The organism is Gracilibacillus phocaeensis (assembly GCF_900626275.1).
Taxonomy (GTDB): domain Bacteria; phylum Bacillota; class Bacilli; order Bacillales; family Amphibacillaceae; genus Gracilibacillus; species Gracilibacillus timonensis.
In genome coordinates this window covers 291,688-310,279 of the sequence record NZ_LR131141.1, presented here as the reverse complement: position 1 = coordinate 310,279, position 18,592 = coordinate 291,688, and the positions used below count along the sequence as shown (strand labels likewise).

Sequence of the window (18,592 nt, the reverse complement as noted above, 5' to 3'; positions counted from 1 at the left end):
AAATACTAATTTTAAAAAATAATGGTGGATAAGAAATACTAGCCTTTGACTGAGCCTAACATAACCCCTTTCGCAAAATGCTTCTGCAAAAATGGATAGAAAATCAAGATAGGCACCGTTGCGACTACAATAACCGCTAATTTAATCGATTCCTCCGGTGGTTCATATAACATCGCTTCCTGCATATCCCCCAGACCAACATTGGCAACCATAACCAATTGCTGAAGCAATAGTTGAATCGGCCATTTGGTTGTGTCTGTTAAATAGAGTAATGCCTGGAAGAAATCATTCCAATAAAAGACGGCATAAAATAGGGTGAAGGTCGCAATCACCGGTTTAGATAATGGGAGCATTACCTTCCAAAAGGTTTGGAATTCAGAACAGCCATCGATTTTCGAAGCATCCTCCAATTCCTTTGGAAGCTCTTGAAAAAAAGTTTTGACAATAATGAGATTAAAGGGATTGATCGCTAACGGTAAAATTAACGACCACAACGAATCTAATAACCCTAAATTTTTTACTAATAAATAGGTTGGGATCATCCCACCATTAAACAACATCGAAAATAGAATCAAGTTTAAGACAAAGTTTCGCCCGACCATTGTTCTACGTGATAAGGGATACGCCATCGTCAAGGTTAGTATCATGCTTACCACCGTTCCTACTACCGTAACAAAGACAGATACCACTAAGCTGCGCAATACCGAATCTGTCGAGAATATATACTGATAGGCAGCCGTGGTGATCGTTTCAGGTATGATAAAGAAAGGTCTTGTTGCTAACTCCGTCTCCGTCGCAAAGGAACCTGCTACAATATATAAAAATGGTACAACTGTAACCAATCCCACTACGCCAAGGAAGATAAAATTAATCACATCAAAGACTCGGCCCGCCGCTGTATTGTGCATTTTATGCATGTATGTAACCTCCTCTATATCTATTTTTACTTAGAACAAGCCACCTTGACCTAATTTCTTGGCCAACCTGTCAGCGCCAACAATTAGCACGATCCCCACCACTGATTTAAACAGACCGACTGCTGTACTGTAACTGAATGCACCTTCTGTAATGCCTACAAAATAGACATAAGTATCAAATACATCCGCTACACTCCTGTTCATAGCATTAGACATTAAATATATCTGCTGGAAACCTGTATCAAGAAAATTTCCTAATCGTAAAATAAGCAAAATAACAATGGTACTTCTAATGGCAGGTAAGGTTACATGCCATAATCTGCGAAAACGTCCGGCACCATCAACAATAGCTGCCTCATATTGTTCTTGATCTACACTGGCAAGAGCAGCAAGGAAAATAACGGTTCCCCATCCGGTTTCTTTCCAAATAATCTGCCCCATGATCATAGGACGAAACCACTCTGTGCTCGATAGAAAATTAATTTCACGGCCGATTACAGCTTGTAATAGTTCATTTACCGCACCACCGCTGGTTGTTAAGAACACGTAACTAATACTGGCAATGATTACCCATGACATAAAGTGCGGCACATATACTAGCGTCTGTACAGTCCGCTTATATAGATTAATCCTGATCTCGTTTAATAATAAAGCTAATATAATCGGAGCTGGGAAGAAGAAAATCAAATCATACAAAGCTAATATAAAGGTGTTCCGTAATAATCGAAGAAAATCCGGATTGGAAAAAAAGTACTGAAAGTGCTCGAAACCAACCCAATTACTCCCCATAAACCCTAAAAAAGGAGAATAGTCTTGAAAAGCAATAAGAACACCCCACATTGGAAAATATTTAAAAACAATAAAATAGATTAAACCAGGTAATAACATGAGGTATAACCATTTTTCTTTAGCTAACCTGGAAAATTTGCTTTTCTTTTTTGGTAGAACATCTTGATGATCATTTAATTGTGCCTCTTCCATGCAACCACCTCTCTCTTATCGTGTGTTACAGGAAGCAGCTGTTAGGTTAGCCACTTCCTTCTTGTACCATTATTCTAAATCTGCTTCTTGATACAGTTGATTAATTTCATCGATATACTCTTGTCCGCCCGACTGCATCCATAATTCTACAGCTTCATCTAGACCAGCTTCATCAATCTGTCCGGTAATATATTGAATCCTTGCATCCAGGACAATATTATCTAATTGCTGCCCTTTCTTAGAATACACATCGGAAATGAGCGCCTCTGCAGGGTTAGCTACAACAATGTCTTCATTCTCGAGCATTAGATCCTGTTCTAATTGTCGTAGCTCTGTTGTTTCCGGCGTTAATGATTTCGCTTCTGGAAGATACATTAGCATCTGATTTAGGCCATCATATTCTGACTGTAAATTCGGATCATCCTCTACTAAAGATTGATATTCTCCATCTACCATTTCATAGTGTTGACCTTCTATACCATTTTCCGCCATGATTTGCATTTCTTCATCATTTAATTTATCGAGAAAATCTAATACCTCAGCCAATTCTTCCTCTGTCTTTACTGCGGTTTTGGATATCGCCAGTAACCCCGAGTATCCTGAAGTTGGTAAATTGAATAAGCCATCTGGTCCCTCGGCTGCTGTAATAACTGTAATAGGATCTGGATTATCTGGATCGGCTTCGATCATCTTTTCTTGAATGCGATGTCCCTCATCCAATACGTTCACTTGTACCCCGGCCTTTCCCGCAACTACTTCATCCGACCACTGTGCAGGATCCATTACGGCAAAATCATCATTCACTAAACCTTCATCATATAATTGTTTGAAGAAATTTAGTGCATCCAGATAATGATCATCTAAGAAAAATGGATATAGATTACCTTCGTCATCTTCACCCCATTGATTCGGTACGCCAAACCAAGTCTGCATCGCATCCCATGGTCCTTCAAACTTGGAAACGACCATACCATACGTATCATCTTCTCCATTTCCATCCGGATCTTCTTCCGTAAAGGCCTTTAACATATCATAAAACTGATTGATCGTTTCTGGCTCTTCTAATCCCAAGTTGTCTAACCAATCTTTTCGAATGATAACGCCATTTCTTCCCAAATCACGTGATCGATAAACACCATAAATTTCTCCGTTAACGGAACTATTATTTAGTATAATGTCATTGGCTTGGCTAAGATTTGGATAGTCATCTAAGTACGGTCCTAACTCCCAAAAGGCCCCATCTTCTACCGCACTAATAAAGCTAGGCGACTTACTGGGGATATACATCACATGAGGTAAATCTCCGGATGATAACGTAATATTAAATTTATCTTCTAAATTACTGTTGGGTACCCATTCCATGGAAATATCTTTATCGGTATATTCTTCTATCTCTTCCAGAACTGGACTGCTATCTTTTGGGGGCTCTGTACTGAAAGTAGGCACAAACACCCTAATATTCATCCGATCACTCGAGTTGTCGCTTTCGTTATTGGCACTCTCATTGTCACTACAACCTACCAATGCGATAATTACTGTAATTAAACATATCATGATATACTTACGAATCATTTTTTGCTTCAATATGAACTCCTCCTTTTTTGGCCGTAAAAAAAATCATCCTAAAGACTTTTGCACCGTTTCTCTTCGGAATAAAAATGTCATAAATGCTCTATTCCCCCTCCCTCTTTTTTTGTCTGCCTTCTAGTGTTAACCTGCTGTACATCAAAATATATAGCGCTTACATTTTTCCTGCAATGTTCATTTTTTGTAATCTGTTTGTAAAAAAAGAAAAAGGTTGCTTCATTCTGTTTGTGACAAGGTTTGGACTAACACTTTTTTGTAGTATAATACTTTTTTGCTCGCTCATCATTTCTATAGAATCAATGGCTAAATCGCACTTCCAAGACAAACATATTATAAAATGCTATTTGCTGGCTGCACTTTTTCTTCAGAAAATGGTTCCACCTACCATCAATATGTCAAAACCTGAAGTTGTCCATCAATCCTTGATTAAATAATTTCTCATTGATCGGGCGAGGTATTAGCAGGAAATAATGAGAGCAAAGACTTGCATGTCACACGTTTTTGATACATTTATAAGCTCAACTTATATAGTTTACGATCCTCTATGAGACAACAAAGTAGAAAAGCAAGTGCTCGTTGCTTTCCAAATCTCGCTGGCTGAGGTACACTATTTTTTTAGGGATAGGAGGAATTCCACATGCGTATTCTACATATTTTATTACTTTGCTTATTGATGATGCTTACCGGCTGTGGCACCGCTTTACTTGACAGTAATAGTAGTGATGGCCTGGAAACGGCAACTGTTAATCGAGTGGTAGATGGGGATACCGTACATATTCAATACAATGGAAAAGACGAAACCGTTCGTCTGTTATTAGTCGATACACCAGAGACGAAGCACCCTCAGCTGCCTGTTCAACCATTTGGAACGGAAGCTAGTGATTTTGCAAAACAAACATTAACAGGAAAGGAAGTCAAAGTTGAATTTGATGGGCCAAAAAGGGATAAATACGACCGTATGCTGGCCTATTTATGGGTAGATGGGAAGAATTTCAATCAGCTGCTGCTGGAAAATGGGCTGGCACGCTATGCTTATGTGTATGATCCACCTTATAACCATCAAGAAGAAATGGAAGAGGCCGAAGCAAAAGCAAAAGAAGCGGAAATCGGTATCTGGAGTATCGATGGTTATGTCACAGATAAGGGATTTGATCATGAACGGACAGAAGTGGATCCCGGTAAATCAAGGGAAACTAACAAGAATGAGCTCTACTATAATAACTGTACAGAGGCACATAAAGCAGGGGTTACTCCGTTACATAAAGGCGACCCCGGTTATGGTGTGCATATGGATGGTGATCGGGATGGGATTGCTTGTGAATAACCAACAATGATGAATCCAGTCATTGCTAAGGAAAACCGCCCAGTCCTTCATTACTAATCAAAAGAAGCTACGAACTGCCGACAAAACAGATCAAAATCTCCACTCAAAAAAATGGACTACTTAACATCATTCGCCTTATCGGCACCAGGGTTCGTCCCAAGTTAATATCTTTCCAAACCCTATTATCCAGACTGATGCTTTCCCATCATACAAAAAAGCCTATCATAGAAATAGGCTTTTTTAGCTTCATGTTATCAAATGGTACGTTGGTAAGTACCCTTATTAGCTACAAGATAAGCAAGCGTAGCAGCCATTAAGACAGTGATCCACTGCAGCGTATGATTACTGCCTGTCAGCACTATTTCTTGAGATAAGAGTCCACTTGTCTCCCATGCATTCGACATATCCGGGGTATAGAAATAGGTAAGCGTCAGCCCAGATAGCATCTGAAATAGCACACCTATTAGGATAAAGCTGCTGATAAAAAGGAAATAGCGTTTCATCATATCCCTCCTTCATTTGATTTTTTCCAAGTGTTTACTTCTAGTTTCCTTTCAGCAATCTTCTTGAAATCCTACCTCTTTGTAACAAATAAGTACGATTATATCAAAGTCTAACACAAATAAACGAAGACTGTCATCCGTAGTATCGGTAAATAAAAACCCCTTACCAGCATACTGGTAAGGGGCTATCTGTAGTTATTCTACAATTAAAGTGGCCGTCATGTCACTATGACCTTCTCCACATGGGATCGAACATCTAATATGATATTCACCAGGCTCTAATTCATCGGTCGCTTCACCATCGCCTTCAATCAAGATATTGGTGTCTTCTATTTCCACACCGTGCATACCTTCATCATTCGTTAAGCTTACCGTCACTTCTCCAGCAGGTACGGTATACTCTTCTTGATCAAACTCCCAATTGGACGCTGTAATAGCTACATCTGCATCTCCTGTTGATGATGACGCTTCTTCATTATCACCACTGTCGTCACTGCCACAAGCCACTAATACGAGCGCAAGGAATAATGCAGCAAGTATAAGGTAAAATTTCTTCATATTCAAACGCCTTCTTTCTGTTGTTTTGGAACTTTTCTAAGGTTCTATCCCAATTTTACTACTTGTTATTATTATTTCCAACAAAATGCTTCGTATAACATCTTGATATAATGTTATTTCCTATTAATTAGCCCTTAAGAAATATTCCCTGGGTACCTCAACCCAGCTTTCCAGCGATTATGTTTAGCTTTCAGATGTTTGCTACAATTGATAAAATTCCACCGTATTTCTGGTTAGTTGTTCACTGACTTCTTCCCATGGCAGTTGTTTTAACGCTGCAATCTGTTTGATGACTGCTTCCACCATATTCGGATGGGTCATTTGATCTTGAAAGGGTCCTTCAAAAGGCCATGGTCCATCAGTTTCAGCCATCATTAATTCTATTGGATATCGTTGGACCAACGCCTGTATTTCTTTCTCATAGCAACAATCCGGTGTGATAGAAATTCGATACTTTTGTGCGATCATACGCTCTATTGTCGCTTCGGATCCCTTAAACCAATGGAAATGAGCCTTTTTAATCTGATGCTTGGCGAGTAGATCACATACAACATCCGCATCTTCATAAACAGCATGTAAGACAATGGGAAGTTGATAAGTACTTGCTTTTTCCATAAATGCTTCTAAAATCGCTTGATATGGCTGCAAATCCAGCTGAGGATTTTCCTGTCTTGTATAATAAGGAAGCCCAACCTCACCAACTGCCACCATACCTCGATAGTGCTGATCGATCCAATGCATGATATTTTGTAGCTCGTCCTTATTTGGCAGTGGCTGCTCTGGATGCCAGCCAAAAGCAGGATGCACAACATCATATTGCTGGGCTAACTGCCATACGTCTTTACAGCTTTGAAAATTATGGGAGACGGCAATCATGCCATCAACGGTTAAGCTGTCCAATAAGTGGCGACGTTCTTCTTCCTTGTACCAGTCTAAATGAATATGCGCATCAATCATCCAGTATCCCCCTTAACGTTTGATAAATAGATTTTTTTACTCGAAGAAACTCTTCACTTATGGTTAAAGCCTGATCTCGCGGACGGGCGAAGTCGATCGTAAATTCATCCACTACCTGAGCTGGCTTCGATCCTAATACTAGAATTCGATCAGAAAGAAATATAGCTTCCTCAATATTATGTGTCACAAATAGAACGGATGGACGTTCTTCTTCCCAAATCGATAACAGCCATTTCTGCATCTCTAATCGGGTAAACTCATCCAATGCAGAGAATGGCTCGTCCAGACAGATAAATGACTGAGGACTCAACAAACTACGCACAAATGCTGCTCGCTGCTTCATTCCCCCTGACAGTTCATGGGGATACCGTTGGGCATACTCCTTCAAACCGGCACGTTCTAACATGGCCATCGCCTTGGTTCGGTCCGGTTTTCCCCATAACTCTGCTCCTAACCCTACGTTGTCCAAAATGGTCCGCCATGGAAAAAGAGAGGGTGTTTGCGGCATATAACTAATCGAACCTTTTTTACCTACAATATTGATTTGATCTAGCAAAATACGGCCCTTCTCCGGGCGGTATAAGCCACCAATCAAATGAAAAATCGTGCTTTTCCCACTGCCAGATGGGCCGAGCAGAGATACAAACTCCCCTTCATGGACAGTAAAGGATAAATCATCTAAAACCGTTTGTGATCCAAATTGTTTGTGAATATGTTCTAAGGTTAAGGTACTCATGAGGCATCCTCCTGACTAGGGCGCCATTTCAAGGTCCATTTCTCTACTAATAAAATTAGACCGAAAAAGACCATACAAAACAGCATAATAAAGAAAATAGCCACAAAGACTCGATCGGTGCGAAACGATGACGAAGCCAAGGTCATATACACACCAATTCCATTCTTGGCACCGAGCCATTCAGAAATAACCGCTCCCATGACACTATAGGTAGCCGAAATCTTCAGCCCAGAAAACAGCTGAGGTAAGGCATTCGGCATTTCTAATTTGCTGAAGATTTGTCTTTTATTGGCGCCAGCCATCTTCATATAATGCATCAGTTCAGGACTCGTTTGCCGTAATCCATCGATTAATGCCACGGTGATCGGAAAAAAACAAACAAGAATAATGATTAACAGCTTTGGTGTGATACCAAAGCCAAACCAAATAACCAATAAGGGTGCCAATACGATGATTGGTATATTCTGCGACATGATCAATAATGGGTAGATGGCTTCCTGCAGCCGTGGCAAGGTATGCAGTACAATCGCAATAAGAATTCCAATTGTTACACCAATGATAAAACCGCTCCCTGTTAACGTGACGGTAGATAACAAATGGTGGCGATAATTGGACCAGCTATCAATCGCCTCTTGAAAAATAGCGGTCGGTGACGGTAATACCCAAGCTGGAAGCTGAAACCATCTACAGGCTGATTCCCAAACGAGTAATACGAACAAGATGACTATAAATGGTACAAATGCTTTTCTCCACATTACTTTTGCTCCTAACTAAACAGACCTGTTGATGAAGGATAGGACGATCCCTTCAGTCATATTTTTTTGTGAGTTCTTTCATTGAGGCCTGTTGATCTTTCCGTGAGTATACCTTGATTTGAGAGATCACGCTAGGACAATTCCGCTCATGCATCCGCTGGTTCATTTTTTCAATAACGGTAAACAGTTCTATCATATTCCCTTCCATCGTTGTTTCTAATGGACCCACTTGATACGGAATCCCAGCTTCCTCGATAACGGCAATTGCCTCGTCCACCAATGGGATAGAGTCTTCTCCATTCGGTGTCTTAGGGATAATTTGAATACTGACTAACGCTTCTGCCATTGCATATTCCTCCTTATTATTTTCCTGTTGATTTGATTTTTGCACATGCTCTTATTTTGGTAAAAATTGATTAGTAAAGGCCTGATCAGCCTCCAGTTCTTGCTCTAATAATTCATTCTCATACATAAAATCGGCATAGTTCTGCCATACGGCCTCGGACTGTTCTCCCCACCTTGCTGCGTCATCTTGATACTTAGGGGAAAGCCATTCTTGACTGGCTCTCACTAGTTCTTCATCAAGATCCGGGACGGCCTCAATCAAGATATCTGCTGCTTCATCCGGATTATCTATAGCAAATTGATAGCCTTTGCTAACGGCTGCGATAAATCGCTCGACTGTTTCTGGATTTTCTTCTATCATTTGTTCATTGGTAGAAATCACCGGCGTGTAATAGTCAAGGCGATCCGAATAATCGGTGAGATAGATCATATCGATCTCTTCTCCACGCAGCTCTGCCTCGATACCTGTCCAACCATAGAAAATCCAGGCAAAATCAACATCTCGTTCCACCGCTGTAAAAAAGTCGGTATTTCCTATATTCATAATATCTAATGACGCAACGGATTCTCCTTCTTGCTTCATTAAGGCATCCAATACGGCTTCCTCAACTGGCGCTCCCCAGCCACCATATGTTTTGCCGGCAAAATCCTTAGGAGAAGTAATTTCTTTATCAACGGGTGCAGCCAGACCAGAAGTATTATGTTGGATCACTGCGGCAATCGATACTAAAGGAATATCCTGTACCCTTGCTTCCGTGACAGCTTCCTGGTAGCTTACACCGAATTCGGCCTGTCCGCTTGCAACGGTCTGGTCCGCTCCAGCCTCACCTGGCATCACAATATCTACCGCCAAGCCTTCTTCTTCAAAATAACCTTCTGCTTCTGCCACATAGAGACCAGTATGATTGGTATTAGGTGTCCAATCTAACACAAAGGTTACCTCTTCCAATTCGGATTGACTATTGTCTTGGTTATCATCTGAGCCACAACCAACTAATACGAACAATAAACTTACAAAAACCATGATGCATTTCTTCACTGTATGTCCCCCCTATTTTTTGAAAAGCATGCCCTGATTCGTTAACGGTGGGCACAGGGAAACACCGATGATCTGCACATTTTCGCTAATTAAAAACACCCTAGACTTATTAGCCTAGGGTGCATACATGGTCAGATTCGGATTATCTTGTATGTTCCCTACGCTGGTCTCAGCCAGATCAGGTTCTAAGAGTCGGCATCTTGCGGATACCATCTCAACCAGCAACACTGGTCCCCCTACATGTCTTTTCATTTGTCTTCCTCTACTTTGACATAATCACCTGCTTGATGCAAGTGAAAAAACTACTGATTTAATTTGGTTGCCACTTCTAATACCCGACGTGCTTGGTGTTTGACGGCTTCTTGCACATCTTCTACCATGGAACCATCTTCCTGACTTTGCGTGACACTTGCTCCATACGGATTCCCGCCGGAAGTATAAGCAGAGGCGTCTGTATATCCAGGTGTGACAATAATGGCGCCCCAATGCATCATAGAAGTATAGAAGTTTAATAGTGTTCCTTCATGACCTCCGTGAGGGTTGGAAGCGGAAGACATCGCCGTTACTACTTTATTGGCTGTCTTTCCTTGAGCCCATAGCCCACCTTGTATGTCAATAAATTGTTTGATTTGAGAAGGCATGTTACCAAAACGAGTCGGCATGCTGAAAATAATAGCGTCAGCCCACAAGATATCCTCTGAGGTTGCTAGCGGCACGTCTTGCGTTTCTTTATAGTGTTTTTCCCAGGCCGGGTTTTGTGCAATGGCAGCTTCTGGTGCTGTCTCAGCAACACGTACTACCTTTGCTTCTGCCCCTGCTTCTTGGACCGCTTCTTCCGCCCATTTGGCCATCTGATGATTGATTCCTGTTGAACTATAGTATACAATTGCTACGTTTGTCATGGTGTCTATACTCCTTTATATGATTTCTAATTTGTCTATTTAAACGAGACGCTACATATCTTATCAAGCAATTATCTTTAAATCAAGATAATTGCTTACCATGAACATTCAAAGGTTGATATGGAGCACACTGAAATAAATTGTCACACATTATTCATTGCATATGAAGCAGCAAAACAGTATATTAACCTTATGATGCACTTATCAACATGGGAGGAAAATCAATGAAAAGGTTTCTATTTGTAATCGTTTTAGGGGTACTTTTGACGGCTTGCGGTAATACAGATGAGGAAGAGACAACGCAAGCTGAAGAAGAGTTAAAAAGTATAAGCGTAGATTTTGAACTGCCGGAAGAAGCAGAAGTTGGAGAAACGGTAACACTCGTTTCTACTGTAACCTATGGTGAGGATGAATTAGTTACAGATGCCCAGGAAATGAACTATGAGTATTGGCATGTAGAAGATGAGGAGAATACAGTAACCGTCGAATCAACAAATAATGAAGATGGCACCTATTCGGCTGAAGTTGTCTTCGAACAGCCTGGCACCTATGAAATATATGCACACACAACGGCAAAAGATATACACAGTATGCCTTTAGAATCCATTACGATCAACGGAGAAGCTTCTGATACGCATGAAGAAGCTGCAACCCATGAACATGAAGACGGTGAGCACGAACATGCCGATGATTTTGAGATTGCGGTCGAGGAACCGACAGATGTCTCTGTGAATGAAGAGGTAGCTTTGACTTCCGAGCTAAGTCTGGATGGCAGTGCCTATGAAGGAGCACGTGTCCGTTATGAAATTATCCCTGAAGGAAGTGAGAATCATGAGTGGGTGGAGGCTGAAGAGACGGAACAAGGCATCTATCAAGCCACTCATACTTTTACAGAAGCGGTCCACCATGATATCGTCGTACATGTGAATGGTGACAATGATTTACATGAGCATACCGAATTTATGGTGCATGTGAACGAATAAATCATTCCTTGTAATAGAAAAGCAGGCTAACCTTGTATATGGACAAGCCTGCTTTTCTCATTGAAAAATCACCTATCCTATCTTTCCTCATTCCTTTTTACTGCCCAATGCTCTGGTAATACATGCGAGGACCGGTTGAATAAATGCTTCCGGCGCTATATGTTGACCTGACTTACCCCATTCGACAGAGGCGCCATAGATCCCCCAGCTAAACATCGCCGCCGTAGTCCTTAGATCTTTCTCTTCTACTGTCTGCTGTTGCTTTACTAACAAACAATAAAAAATAATCTCCAATTGTTCTCTAATAATTTTCGCAATGATATCTTCATAGCCTCGATGGCAGCGATTCGATAACGAACGTTGAAAATTAGTAATCGCCTTAAAGATTTGCACACAACTTTCTTCATTTAATTCGTTATGTTGATAATCTTCCTTGTTCAATTCAATAAATAGCACTTCAGATAGTGCCTTGTCCAATAAATCATAAATATCTTCAAAATGATAATAAAAAGTGGTGCGATTAATCTTCGCTTCATTGGTAATATCCTTCACCGTTATATCCTTAAACTCTTTCTGAGCGGATAATTCAATAAAGGCATCCAGAATCCACCGCCGGGTTCGTTCTATGCGAGGATCTGTCTTTGATTGGGTCATCGCTGATCCCTCCATCTATTTTTTCGACAATTGTCTGGTTCTGTTGTATAAACGACATTTTACACAAACTATTGATGTGAATCATTATTAGTATGTAATAAAATAGGCTTATGAGCAACTCATCCAACCTTTTTTATAGATAAGGAGGAGGAACAAAATGAAAGATCGTAACCAAATGATTTGCGATATCGAAACAGGGATTTGTGGAATAGCGGACGAGGCGGAAACGGAGATAATCAACCTTAACCAACCTAAAAAATCCGTACAGCTATACTATGTCACAGATCCAATATGTTCTCACTGCTGGGCACTTGAACCAGTCCTGCGCCGTTTCACAGAACAATATGGCGAATATTTTCATTTTCAAACGGTCATGGGCGGACTATTGGAAAAATGGCATGACGGTCCCATCGATCCTAAAAATGGTATTTATAAACCAGCGGATGTCGTCCCACATTGGAAAGAAGTAGGTGAAAATGCCAGAATGCCCATCGATGGCAGCTTAATGGCAGACAACCCTGTACAGTCATCCTACCCGCCATCTCGTGTATTTAAAGTGATTCAACAAGAATATAATGAATCACTCGCCGAACAATTTTTACGCCGGGCTCGGGAAGCTCTGTTTGTCTTTAATCAAAACATTGCAGAACCAGCTGTGATGACAGAGATCGTCCATCAGCTCGGATTAGATGGCACAACCATTTTTCAAAAGGTAGATCAGCCACTTGGCCAACAATTATTGCAAGACGACTTTACCCTTGCTGCCAAATTAGGGGTTAGAGGTTTTCCTTCTATCATTATGGTTAATGAAGAAAATCAAGGTGTAAAAATTGCTGGAACCCGTCCTTTACAAGCCTACATCGATGGATTAAAACAAGTGTTGGATACAGAAGACCTGTCCGCCAAGCAATCGCCATCCCTTGCCTCTTTGCTGCAAAAGGAACAACTACTGTTTGCCAAGGAAATAGAGGTCATGTACGATCTGGAACCAGCTGAACTGGACCTTTTTATTGAAAAGGAACTGGCTTCCCAAGCATATAAAATCGATAAAATATTTGGAGAATTTTATCTTACCTGGAATGGAGGAGTATAATCATGGCATATATTTTACAAGTCGACTTTCCCATGAATGGACCTTTTGGAGAAGAAATGGCTGAAACTTTTGCCGGTTTGGCAGAGAGTATCAACCAGGAAGAAGGCTTTATATGGAAGGTGTGGACAGAGAATCCGGAAACAAAGGAAGCGGGTGGAATATACCTTTTTGAAACACGAGAAACAGCTAAGAAATATATCGATATGCACATGAACAGATTGGCGGGCTTTGGCATCATTGATGTCCGCAGCAGAATCTTTGCAGTCAATGACCAGCTTACCAGTATCACCGGCGGACCGTTGCAGCGCTAAGTAGATCTAGCATGGACTCTATCTTTATCGAGGGAGTCCATTTTTCGATGGAAGAGCTTGTCAAAAAGCCTAATAAAAAAGGACGCATCGAATTTCTGCGTTACAACAGGACGTTGCAGTTTTAGTCGACGTGTCTCTTTATCGAACTTTTTGAACGCGAATCGGAAGGATCACTATTTATCATAATCCGCTTTCTTGACTTTTTTTCTTATCTATATTATATTACATAAGGCGAATATTTTTTGCCTTTTTCATAAATTTTGTTCGTTTTTAGAGGTGAAAACAGTGGAAAATGTATTTGATTATGAAGATGTACAGCTAGTTCCCGCAAAATGCATGGTAGAAAGTCGAAGTGAATGTGATACATCGATTCGATTTGGTAAACATACTTTTCGCTTGCCCGTAGTACCAGCTAACATGCAAACGATTATGGATGAAAAAATTGCTACCTATTTAGCGGAAAATAATTATTTCTATATTATGCACCGATTTGAACCAGAGACAAGGAAGCAATTTATTCAACAAATGCAGGAGAGAAAATTAATCGCTTCCATTAGTGTTGGTATCAAACCAGAAGAATACACATTTGTAGAAGAGCTTGCTGCAGAAGGACTTGTGCCAGAATATATAACTATTGATATTGCCCACGGGCATTCCAACGGTGTAATCCAGATGATTCAACACCTAAAAACCCATCTGCCGGACAGTTTTGTCATTGCAGGCAATGTTGGCACCCCTGAAGCAGTGCGTGAGTTAGAGAATGCAGGAGCCGACGCAACCAAAATCGGTATCGGTCCAGGTAAGGTTTGTATCACAAAAATAAAAACAGGTTTCGGTACGGGAGGCTGGCAATTAGCTGCCTTAAGATGGTGTGCCAAAGCAGCCACTAAGCCTATTATCGCTGATGGTGGCATTCGTACCCATGGTGATATCGCCAAATCGATTCGTTTTGGCGCCTCCATGGTCATGATCGGTTCTTTATTTGCTGGTCATGAGGAATCTCCAGGTGAAACCATTGAAGTAAACGGTCAGCTGTATAAAGAATATTTCGGCTCTGCCTCCGAGTTCCAAAAAGGAGAACGCAAAAACGTCGAAGGTAAAAAAATGCATGTTGAGCACAAAGGCTACTTGCAAGATACCTTAACAGAAATGGAACAAGATTTGCAATCTGCTGTTTCCTATGCCGGTGGAAAGACACTTGCCGCTATTGGCACGGTGGATTATGTTATTGTGAAGAATTCCATCTTTAATGGTGACTGATAAACAGGAGCGCATCTAACTTTAGGTGCGCTTTTTCTATGGGATATTTGAAGTGACTGTCTGAGACGGTTGAACACTTTTCTTGACGGTTTTGCTCGCTTTCCGGACGGTTCCAGTCATTTTCCTGACGGTTTTACTTAAATCCCTGACCGTTTATCACTTTTTCCGGACGATTTTATATGATGTCAACTACACGCGCCATTCTTCCACCCACTTTCTACAATTTTGTGAAGTCCTCCTTTTTTCATAACAGCATGCTATAATGGAGGCAGTATTCTATATAAGGTGGTGTCTTTTTGAAAAAGCGAATAACCATGCTGTCTTTTTTCCTCCTCTTGATCTTAGCTTCGTGCAGCAATAACGACGATACAACTGCGGAAACAGATATTAAATCATTGATTCATGATTACAGTACAGACCAACGTACTGCTGTTAACGCGTCGGTTGATGCGACGCATTTAACCGTGGAAGAAGATAGCGAACAAGCCCAATATGAATTACCCGAAGATGAATTCTTTGTTTCTATTGCTCCCTATGTTCACACGACGCATCCTTGTACATTTCATAGCTTGACAGGGTGTCAAAGCGAGTTGACGAATGCCACGTTTGATGTCTATATTGAAGATACCGATGGCAATGTCATTCTTGATGATACGATAGAATCCTTTGACAATGGCTTTATTGATCTATGGCTGCCAAGAAACCAAACTTTCGACGTAACGATTACTTTCGAAGATAAACAAACAGAGGCAACGATATCCACATTTGAAGATGATGCTACCTGTATTACAACGATGCAGCTTGTATAACACTTCTGTCGTTTGATAACTACTGAAAAAAAGGGATCATTCAGTATCTGTCACAACATTTTTTTGTCATTTTGTTGTATGATAATAAAGACAGAATCAAACGTAATGGAGGACCCTATGAGATTAATTGCAACAGATTTAGACGGCACATTATTAAATGAATTTCACGAAATCAGTGAGGCAAATAAAGAGGCAATTATGGAAGCAAAAAAACGAGGAATCGAGGTTATGGTGGCTACTGGTCGTTCCTATAGCGCAGCCAAAAAACCATTGGAAAACGCTGGGCTTACTTGTCCCATTCTTTGCCTTAATGGAGCAAAAGTATATCTAGAGAATGGTGATGTATTCTCCTCTGCACCGATGACCAAAAAAACATGTACGCAAATTCAAGCGATCTGCGAAACACATGGCATTTACTTCGAGGCATTCACGAATCAAGGTGGATTCGCAAAGGATAGAGAAGCATTCATTGAAGTAATGGTGGACATAGGAGCTACCGCCTTTCCTCATTTGAATAAAAAAGAGATAAGAGCGATGGCGACGAATCGTTTTCAAGAAGAAGAGATTACGATTATCGATGACTTTACCGCACTATTTAACCAAAAAGAGATGGAGGTCTATAAAATTTTAGCCTTTTCATTAGATAATGACATACTGCGGGAGGTCCAACATCACTTCGCCGATGGTCAGCAAGTAGCCGTCACCTCTTCAGGAGAATCCAATTTAGAATTCAACCATCCCCTAGCACAGAAAGGGATCGCTCTTGCTTCCTATACGGAAAAACAAGGGATCGACATGTCAGAAGTGATGACGATTGGTGATAACTATAATGATCTCTCCATGTTAAAAATGGCTGGGCGTGGTGTTGCCATGGGAAATGCCGCTCCTGATATTAAGGCGGCCTGTGATTATGTGACCGTCTCTAACAAGGAAAACGGCGTCGCTTCCGCAATAAAAACGATGCTAGCTGAAACGAAAATAAACCATCCATAATGATATGGGTGGTTTATTCATGCTCATTTGATAACCGTCATTAGCCGCTCTTCGCATATAATGTTCTCTTCTTCCGTGATGAGCAGTTCCATAAACTGATCACTATTCGTAATAATAACTGGTGTTACCATGTCATAGCCTGCCTCCGTAATACCTGAGATATCGAAGGAGCCGATTGTTTCTCCTTGACGAACGCTATCTCCGGTTTGTACCTCCATGGAAAAGAATGTTCCATCTAATTGGACGGTACCTATACCTAGATGAATGAATAACTGTACTCCCTCATCTGATGTCATTCCAATGGCGTGATGAGTGGGAAACAACGAGGTCACGGTCCCTGAAATGGGTGATTGTAACACCCCATTGATCGGGATAATCGCTACTCCTTCCCCGATCGCTCCGGATGAAAAGATTGCGTCATCCACCTCAGATAACGGAACCACCGCTCCATTTAAAGGACTGGCTATCTCTATTTTCGCTAACTTCGTCGTCGTTTGCTCGGTTGCTTGATTGTTGTCATCAAGGGTTATGGTCTGTTCTTTGGTTACGCCAAATAAAAAAGTTAATATAGTTGCCAGACCAAAACTGCTGATAATGGCTAACAAAAATAAGCCGAACCCTTCACCTAAAAAAACCGGTAATGCAGGCAACCCTGGTAAGGAAGCTCCTTTGGCTGCTGTGCCAGCAAATCCTACCACTCCACCACCAACGGCACCTGCCGCACAGCCAATAAAAAAGGGTCGTTTTAAACGAAGGTTGATCCCGTAAATAGCAGGCTCTGTTACACCGAGTAAACCAGAAAAACTGGCGGGACCTGCTAAACGCTTTTGCTTTTTATCTTTTGTCCTTAACCACACACCAAATGTCGCGCCTGCTTGACTAAACACGGCAGGGGCTAACATTGCTGTAAATGTATCTGATCCAAAATAGCTAAGGTTATTAAAGGCAATCGGAACAAGCCCCCAGTGCAATCCAACAATCACCAATATTTGCCAAAAGAAGCCAATCAGTATCCCAGCTAGTATGGCACTATTCTCATAGATGACCATATAGCCCGTTGCAATATGGTCACCCAACAACAAACCAATAGGACCAAATATAAGAATGGAAGCAGGAACCATAAGCGCAATCAGTAATAAGGGAGTTACAAAGGTTTGGAGTGTAGGTGACAGCCAACCATTCAACACATGTTCCAATTTGGCCAACATATAAACAGCAATAATAATTGGAATAACACTTGTAGCATAGTTGGTAACAATAATCGGGATTCCCAAGAATGAAAGATCCCCTTGTTCTTGAAAAATTTCACTTAGCTCAGGATATAACAAGGCTCCAGCGACTACAACCGCAACAATCGGGTCTGCATCAAATTTTCTGGCGGCAGTAAAAGCCAGCAGCATGGGAAGGAAATAAAATAAGCTATCCGAGGCAGCGTGAAACACTTGATAGGTCCCTGACTGTTCATGGAGCAGATCAAGGTTTAAACACAACAGAAGCAGACCTTTAAGAATCCCTGCCCCTATTAATGCGCTTAATAAAGGCATAAATATCCCTGAAATGGTATCTACCGCCTTATCAAACCAGTTGCGTTTTTGTTGTGATGTGGTATTATCAATTGGAAATTGTTTGATAATCTCTCGATAAATAGCATTCACTTCATTGCCGATCACCAATTGAAATTGGCCGGCAATAAAGATTGTTTGAATCACACCTGGTAATTGATGGATAGCTGATTTATTGATTTTATGTTTATCCTTTACGGTAAAACGAAGTCTCGTCGTACAATGTACTAACGAAAGTACATTGGCTTCGCCTCCTATATGGTGGATAATCTCTTTGGCTAATTGTTGTTTATCCATTCTCCCATCACCTTACCTATTCTTTT

Annotated in this window: 20 protein-coding genes and 1 riboswitch; of the genes, 7 read left to right on the top strand and 13 right to left on the bottom strand. The window is 41.0% G+C overall.

The genetic code is table 11. From position 1 onward, the window contains the following. Positions 1–38: 38 nt before the first annotated feature. The 3 genes from E0E32_RS01935 to E0E32_RS01925 all read right to left on the bottom strand — a co-directional run bounded on the left by E0E32_RS01935 (position 39) and on the right by E0E32_RS01925 (position 3,470). A complete protein-coding gene (locus E0E32_RS01935) occupies positions 39–917 on the bottom strand; it encodes a carbohydrate ABC transporter permease (protein ID WP_130858779.1) in 879 nt (292 codons plus the stop codon). A gap of 30 nt (positions 918–947) precedes the next feature. Then, positions 948–1,898, bottom strand: coding sequence for an ABC transporter permease (locus E0E32_RS01930; RefSeq protein WP_130858778.1), 951 nt, complete (start codon positions 1,896–1,898; stop codon positions 948–950). A gap of 69 nt (positions 1,899–1,967) precedes the next feature. After that, a complete protein-coding gene (locus E0E32_RS01925) occupies positions 1,968–3,470 on the bottom strand; it encodes an extracellular solute-binding protein (protein ID WP_130858846.1) in 1,503 nt (500 codons plus the stop codon). Between the two features lie 652 nt (positions 3,471–4,122). Here E0E32_RS01925 and E0E32_RS01920 point away from each other — a divergent pair. Beyond that, on the top strand, positions 4,123–4,809 hold the full coding sequence (locus tag E0E32_RS01920; protein ID WP_130858777.1) for a thermonuclease family protein: 687 nt from the start codon (positions 4,123–4,125) through the stop codon (positions 4,807–4,809). A 254-nt stretch (positions 4,810–5,063) separates the two neighbouring features. Here E0E32_RS01920 and E0E32_RS01915 read toward each other — a convergent pair whose 3' ends face one another. From E0E32_RS01915 to wrbA, 8 genes are all read right to left on the bottom strand, one after another. Beyond that, positions 5,064–5,312 (bottom strand): hypothetical protein, encoded by a 249-nt coding sequence (locus E0E32_RS01915; RefSeq protein WP_165444921.1) that lies wholly within the window; start codon positions 5,310–5,312, stop codon positions 5,064–5,066. Positions 5,313–5,507: 195 nt separating this feature from the next. Then, positions 5,508–5,870 carry a cupredoxin domain-containing protein gene (locus tag E0E32_RS01910; protein ID WP_066187245.1) on the bottom strand — a complete coding sequence of 121 codons (363 nt, stop codon included), beginning with the start codon at positions 5,868–5,870 and terminating at the stop codon, positions 5,508–5,510. Positions 5,871–6,071: 201 nt separating this feature from the next. Then, a complete protein-coding gene (locus tag E0E32_RS01905) occupies positions 6,072–6,827 on the bottom strand; it encodes a TatD family hydrolase (RefSeq protein WP_130858775.1) in 756 nt (251 codons plus the stop codon). Next, positions 6,820–7,563, bottom strand: a complete 744-nt coding sequence (locus E0E32_RS01900; RefSeq protein ID WP_130858774.1) for an ABC transporter ATP-binding protein — start codon at positions 7,561–7,563, stop codon at positions 6,820–6,822. The genes E0E32_RS01905 and E0E32_RS01900 overlap by 8 nt, the downstream gene beginning before the upstream one ends. After that, complete coding sequence (locus E0E32_RS01895; RefSeq protein ID WP_130858773.1) at positions 7,560–8,318, bottom strand: ABC transporter permease; 759 nt, start codon at positions 8,316–8,318, stop codon at positions 7,560–7,562. Before E0E32_RS01895 ends, E0E32_RS01900 begins: the two co-directional genes overlap by 4 nt. A 52-nt stretch (positions 8,319–8,370) precedes the next feature. Continuing rightward, on the bottom strand, positions 8,371–8,664 hold the full coding sequence (locus tag E0E32_RS01890; RefSeq protein WP_066187236.1) for a thiamine-binding protein: 294 nt from the start codon (positions 8,662–8,664) through the stop codon (positions 8,371–8,373). Positions 8,665–8,715: 51 nt separating this feature from the next. After that, entirely contained in the window at positions 8,716–9,702 is a 987-nt protein-coding gene (locus E0E32_RS01885; protein ID WP_207302258.1) for an ABC transporter substrate-binding protein, read from the bottom strand. A gap of 138 nt (positions 9,703–9,840) precedes the next feature. Next, positions 9,841–9,950: riboswitch (TPP riboswitch) on the bottom strand. A 54-nt stretch (positions 9,951–10,004) separates the two neighbouring features. After that, positions 10,005–10,604, bottom strand: a complete 600-nt coding sequence (gene wrbA, locus E0E32_RS01880) for an NAD(P)H:quinone oxidoreductase (RefSeq protein ID WP_066187233.1) — start codon at positions 10,602–10,604, stop codon at positions 10,005–10,007. Between the two features lie 224 nt (positions 10,605–10,828). On the opposite strand from wrbA, the gene E0E32_RS01875 reads away from it, so the two are divergent. Then, complete coding sequence (locus E0E32_RS01875) at positions 10,829–11,587, top strand: FixH family protein (RefSeq protein WP_165444920.1); 759 nt, start codon at positions 10,829–10,831, stop codon at positions 11,585–11,587. An 87-nt stretch (positions 11,588–11,674) separates the two neighbouring features. Here E0E32_RS01875 and E0E32_RS01870 read toward each other — a convergent pair whose 3' ends face one another. Next, positions 11,675–12,241 carry a TetR/AcrR family transcriptional regulator gene (locus E0E32_RS01870; protein ID WP_130858771.1) on the bottom strand — a complete coding sequence of 189 codons (567 nt, stop codon included), beginning with the start codon at positions 12,239–12,241 and terminating at the stop codon, positions 11,675–11,677. Positions 12,242–12,398: 157 nt separating this feature from the next. Here E0E32_RS01870 and E0E32_RS01865 point away from each other — a divergent pair, with 157 nt between their 5' ends. The 5 genes from E0E32_RS01865 to E0E32_RS01845 all read left to right on the top strand — a co-directional run bounded on the left by E0E32_RS01865 (position 12,399) and on the right by E0E32_RS01845 (position 16,707). Continuing rightward, positions 12,399–13,334 (top strand): DsbA family protein, encoded by a 936-nt coding sequence (locus E0E32_RS01865; RefSeq protein ID WP_066187227.1) that lies wholly within the window; start codon positions 12,399–12,401, stop codon positions 13,332–13,334. Positions 13,335–13,336: 2 nt separating this feature from the next. Further along, a complete protein-coding gene (locus E0E32_RS01860) occupies positions 13,337–13,645 on the top strand; it encodes a monooxygenase (RefSeq protein ID WP_130858770.1) in 309 nt (102 codons plus the stop codon). 285 nt (positions 13,646–13,930) lie between these two features. Then, a complete protein-coding gene (gene guaC, locus E0E32_RS01855) occupies positions 13,931–14,905 on the top strand; it encodes a GMP reductase (RefSeq protein ID WP_066187224.1) in 975 nt (324 codons plus the stop codon). Positions 14,906–15,201: 296 nt separating this feature from the next. Beyond that, on the top strand, positions 15,202–15,714 hold the full coding sequence (locus E0E32_RS01850; RefSeq protein WP_066187223.1) for a CueP family metal-binding protein: 513 nt from the start codon (positions 15,202–15,204) through the stop codon (positions 15,712–15,714). Positions 15,715–15,831: 117 nt separating this feature from the next. Continuing rightward, positions 15,832–16,707, top strand: a complete 876-nt coding sequence (locus E0E32_RS01845) for a Cof-type HAD-IIB family hydrolase (protein ID WP_066187220.1) — start codon at positions 15,832–15,834, stop codon at positions 16,705–16,707. Positions 16,708–16,730: 23 nt separating this feature from the next. On the opposite strand, the gene E0E32_RS01840 is transcribed toward E0E32_RS01845, so the two are convergent. Continuing rightward, positions 16,731–18,566 carry a beta-glucoside-specific PTS transporter subunit IIABC gene (locus E0E32_RS01840; RefSeq protein WP_130858768.1) on the bottom strand — a complete coding sequence of 612 codons (1,836 nt, stop codon included), beginning with the start codon at positions 18,564–18,566 and terminating at the stop codon, positions 16,731–16,733. Between the last annotated feature and the right edge of the window lie 26 nt (positions 18,567–18,592).

Bases quoted from the DNA above. Each gene is read 5' to 3' on its own strand.
- E0E32_RS01875 (WP_165444920.1), top strand. From the start codon at position 10,829: ATGAAAAGGTTTCTATTTGTAATCGTTTTAGGGGTACTTTTGACGGCT.
- E0E32_RS01900 (WP_130858774.1), bottom strand. From the start codon at position 7,563: ATGAGTACCTTAACCTTAGAACATATTCACAAACAATTTGGATCACAA.
- E0E32_RS01840 (WP_130858768.1), bottom strand. From the start codon at position 18,566: ATGGATAAACAACAATTAGCCAAAGAGATTATCCACCATATAGGAGGC.
- E0E32_RS01930 (WP_130858778.1), bottom strand. From the start codon at position 1,898: ATGGAAGAGGCACAATTAAATGATCATCAAGATGTTCTACCAAAAAAG.
- E0E32_RS01915 (WP_165444921.1), bottom strand. From the start codon at position 5,312: ATGAAACGCTATTTCCTTTTTATCAGCAGCTTTATCCTAATAGGTGTG.
- E0E32_RS01905 (WP_130858775.1), bottom strand. From the start codon at position 6,827: ATGATTGATGCGCATATTCATTTAGACTGGTACAAGGAAGAAGAACGT.
- E0E32_RS01920 (WP_130858777.1), top strand. From the start codon at position 4,123: ATGCGTATTCTACATATTTTATTACTTTGCTTATTGATGATGCTTACC.
- wrbA (WP_066187233.1), bottom strand. From the start codon at position 10,604: ATGACAAACGTAGCAATTGTATACTATAGTTCAACAGGAATCAATCAT.
- E0E32_RS01845 (WP_066187220.1), top strand. From the start codon at position 15,832: ATGAGATTAATTGCAACAGATTTAGACGGCACATTATTAAATGAATTT.
- E0E32_RS01870 (WP_130858771.1), bottom strand. From the start codon at position 12,241: ATGACCCAATCAAAGACAGATCCTCGCATAGAACGAACCCGGCGGTGG.
- E0E32_RS01865 (WP_066187227.1), top strand. From the start codon at position 12,399: ATGAAAGATCGTAACCAAATGATTTGCGATATCGAAACAGGGATTTGT.
- E0E32_RS01910 (WP_066187245.1), bottom strand. From the start codon at position 5,870: ATGAAGAAATTTTACCTTATACTTGCTGCATTATTCCTTGCGCTCGTA.
- E0E32_RS01890 (WP_066187236.1), bottom strand. From the start codon at position 8,664: ATGGCAGAAGCGTTAGTCAGTATTCAAATTATCCCTAAGACACCGAAT.
- E0E32_RS01860 (WP_130858770.1), top strand. From the start codon at position 13,337: ATGGCATATATTTTACAAGTCGACTTTCCCATGAATGGACCTTTTGGA.
- E0E32_RS01935 (WP_130858779.1), bottom strand. From the start codon at position 917: ATGCATAAAATGCACAATACAGCGGCGGGCCGAGTCTTTGATGTGATT.
- E0E32_RS01895 (WP_130858773.1), bottom strand. From the start codon at position 8,318: ATGTGGAGAAAAGCATTTGTACCATTTATAGTCATCTTGTTCGTATTA.
- E0E32_RS01925 (WP_130858846.1), bottom strand. From the start codon at position 3,470: ATGATTCGTAAGTATATCATGATATGTTTAATTACAGTAATTATCGCA.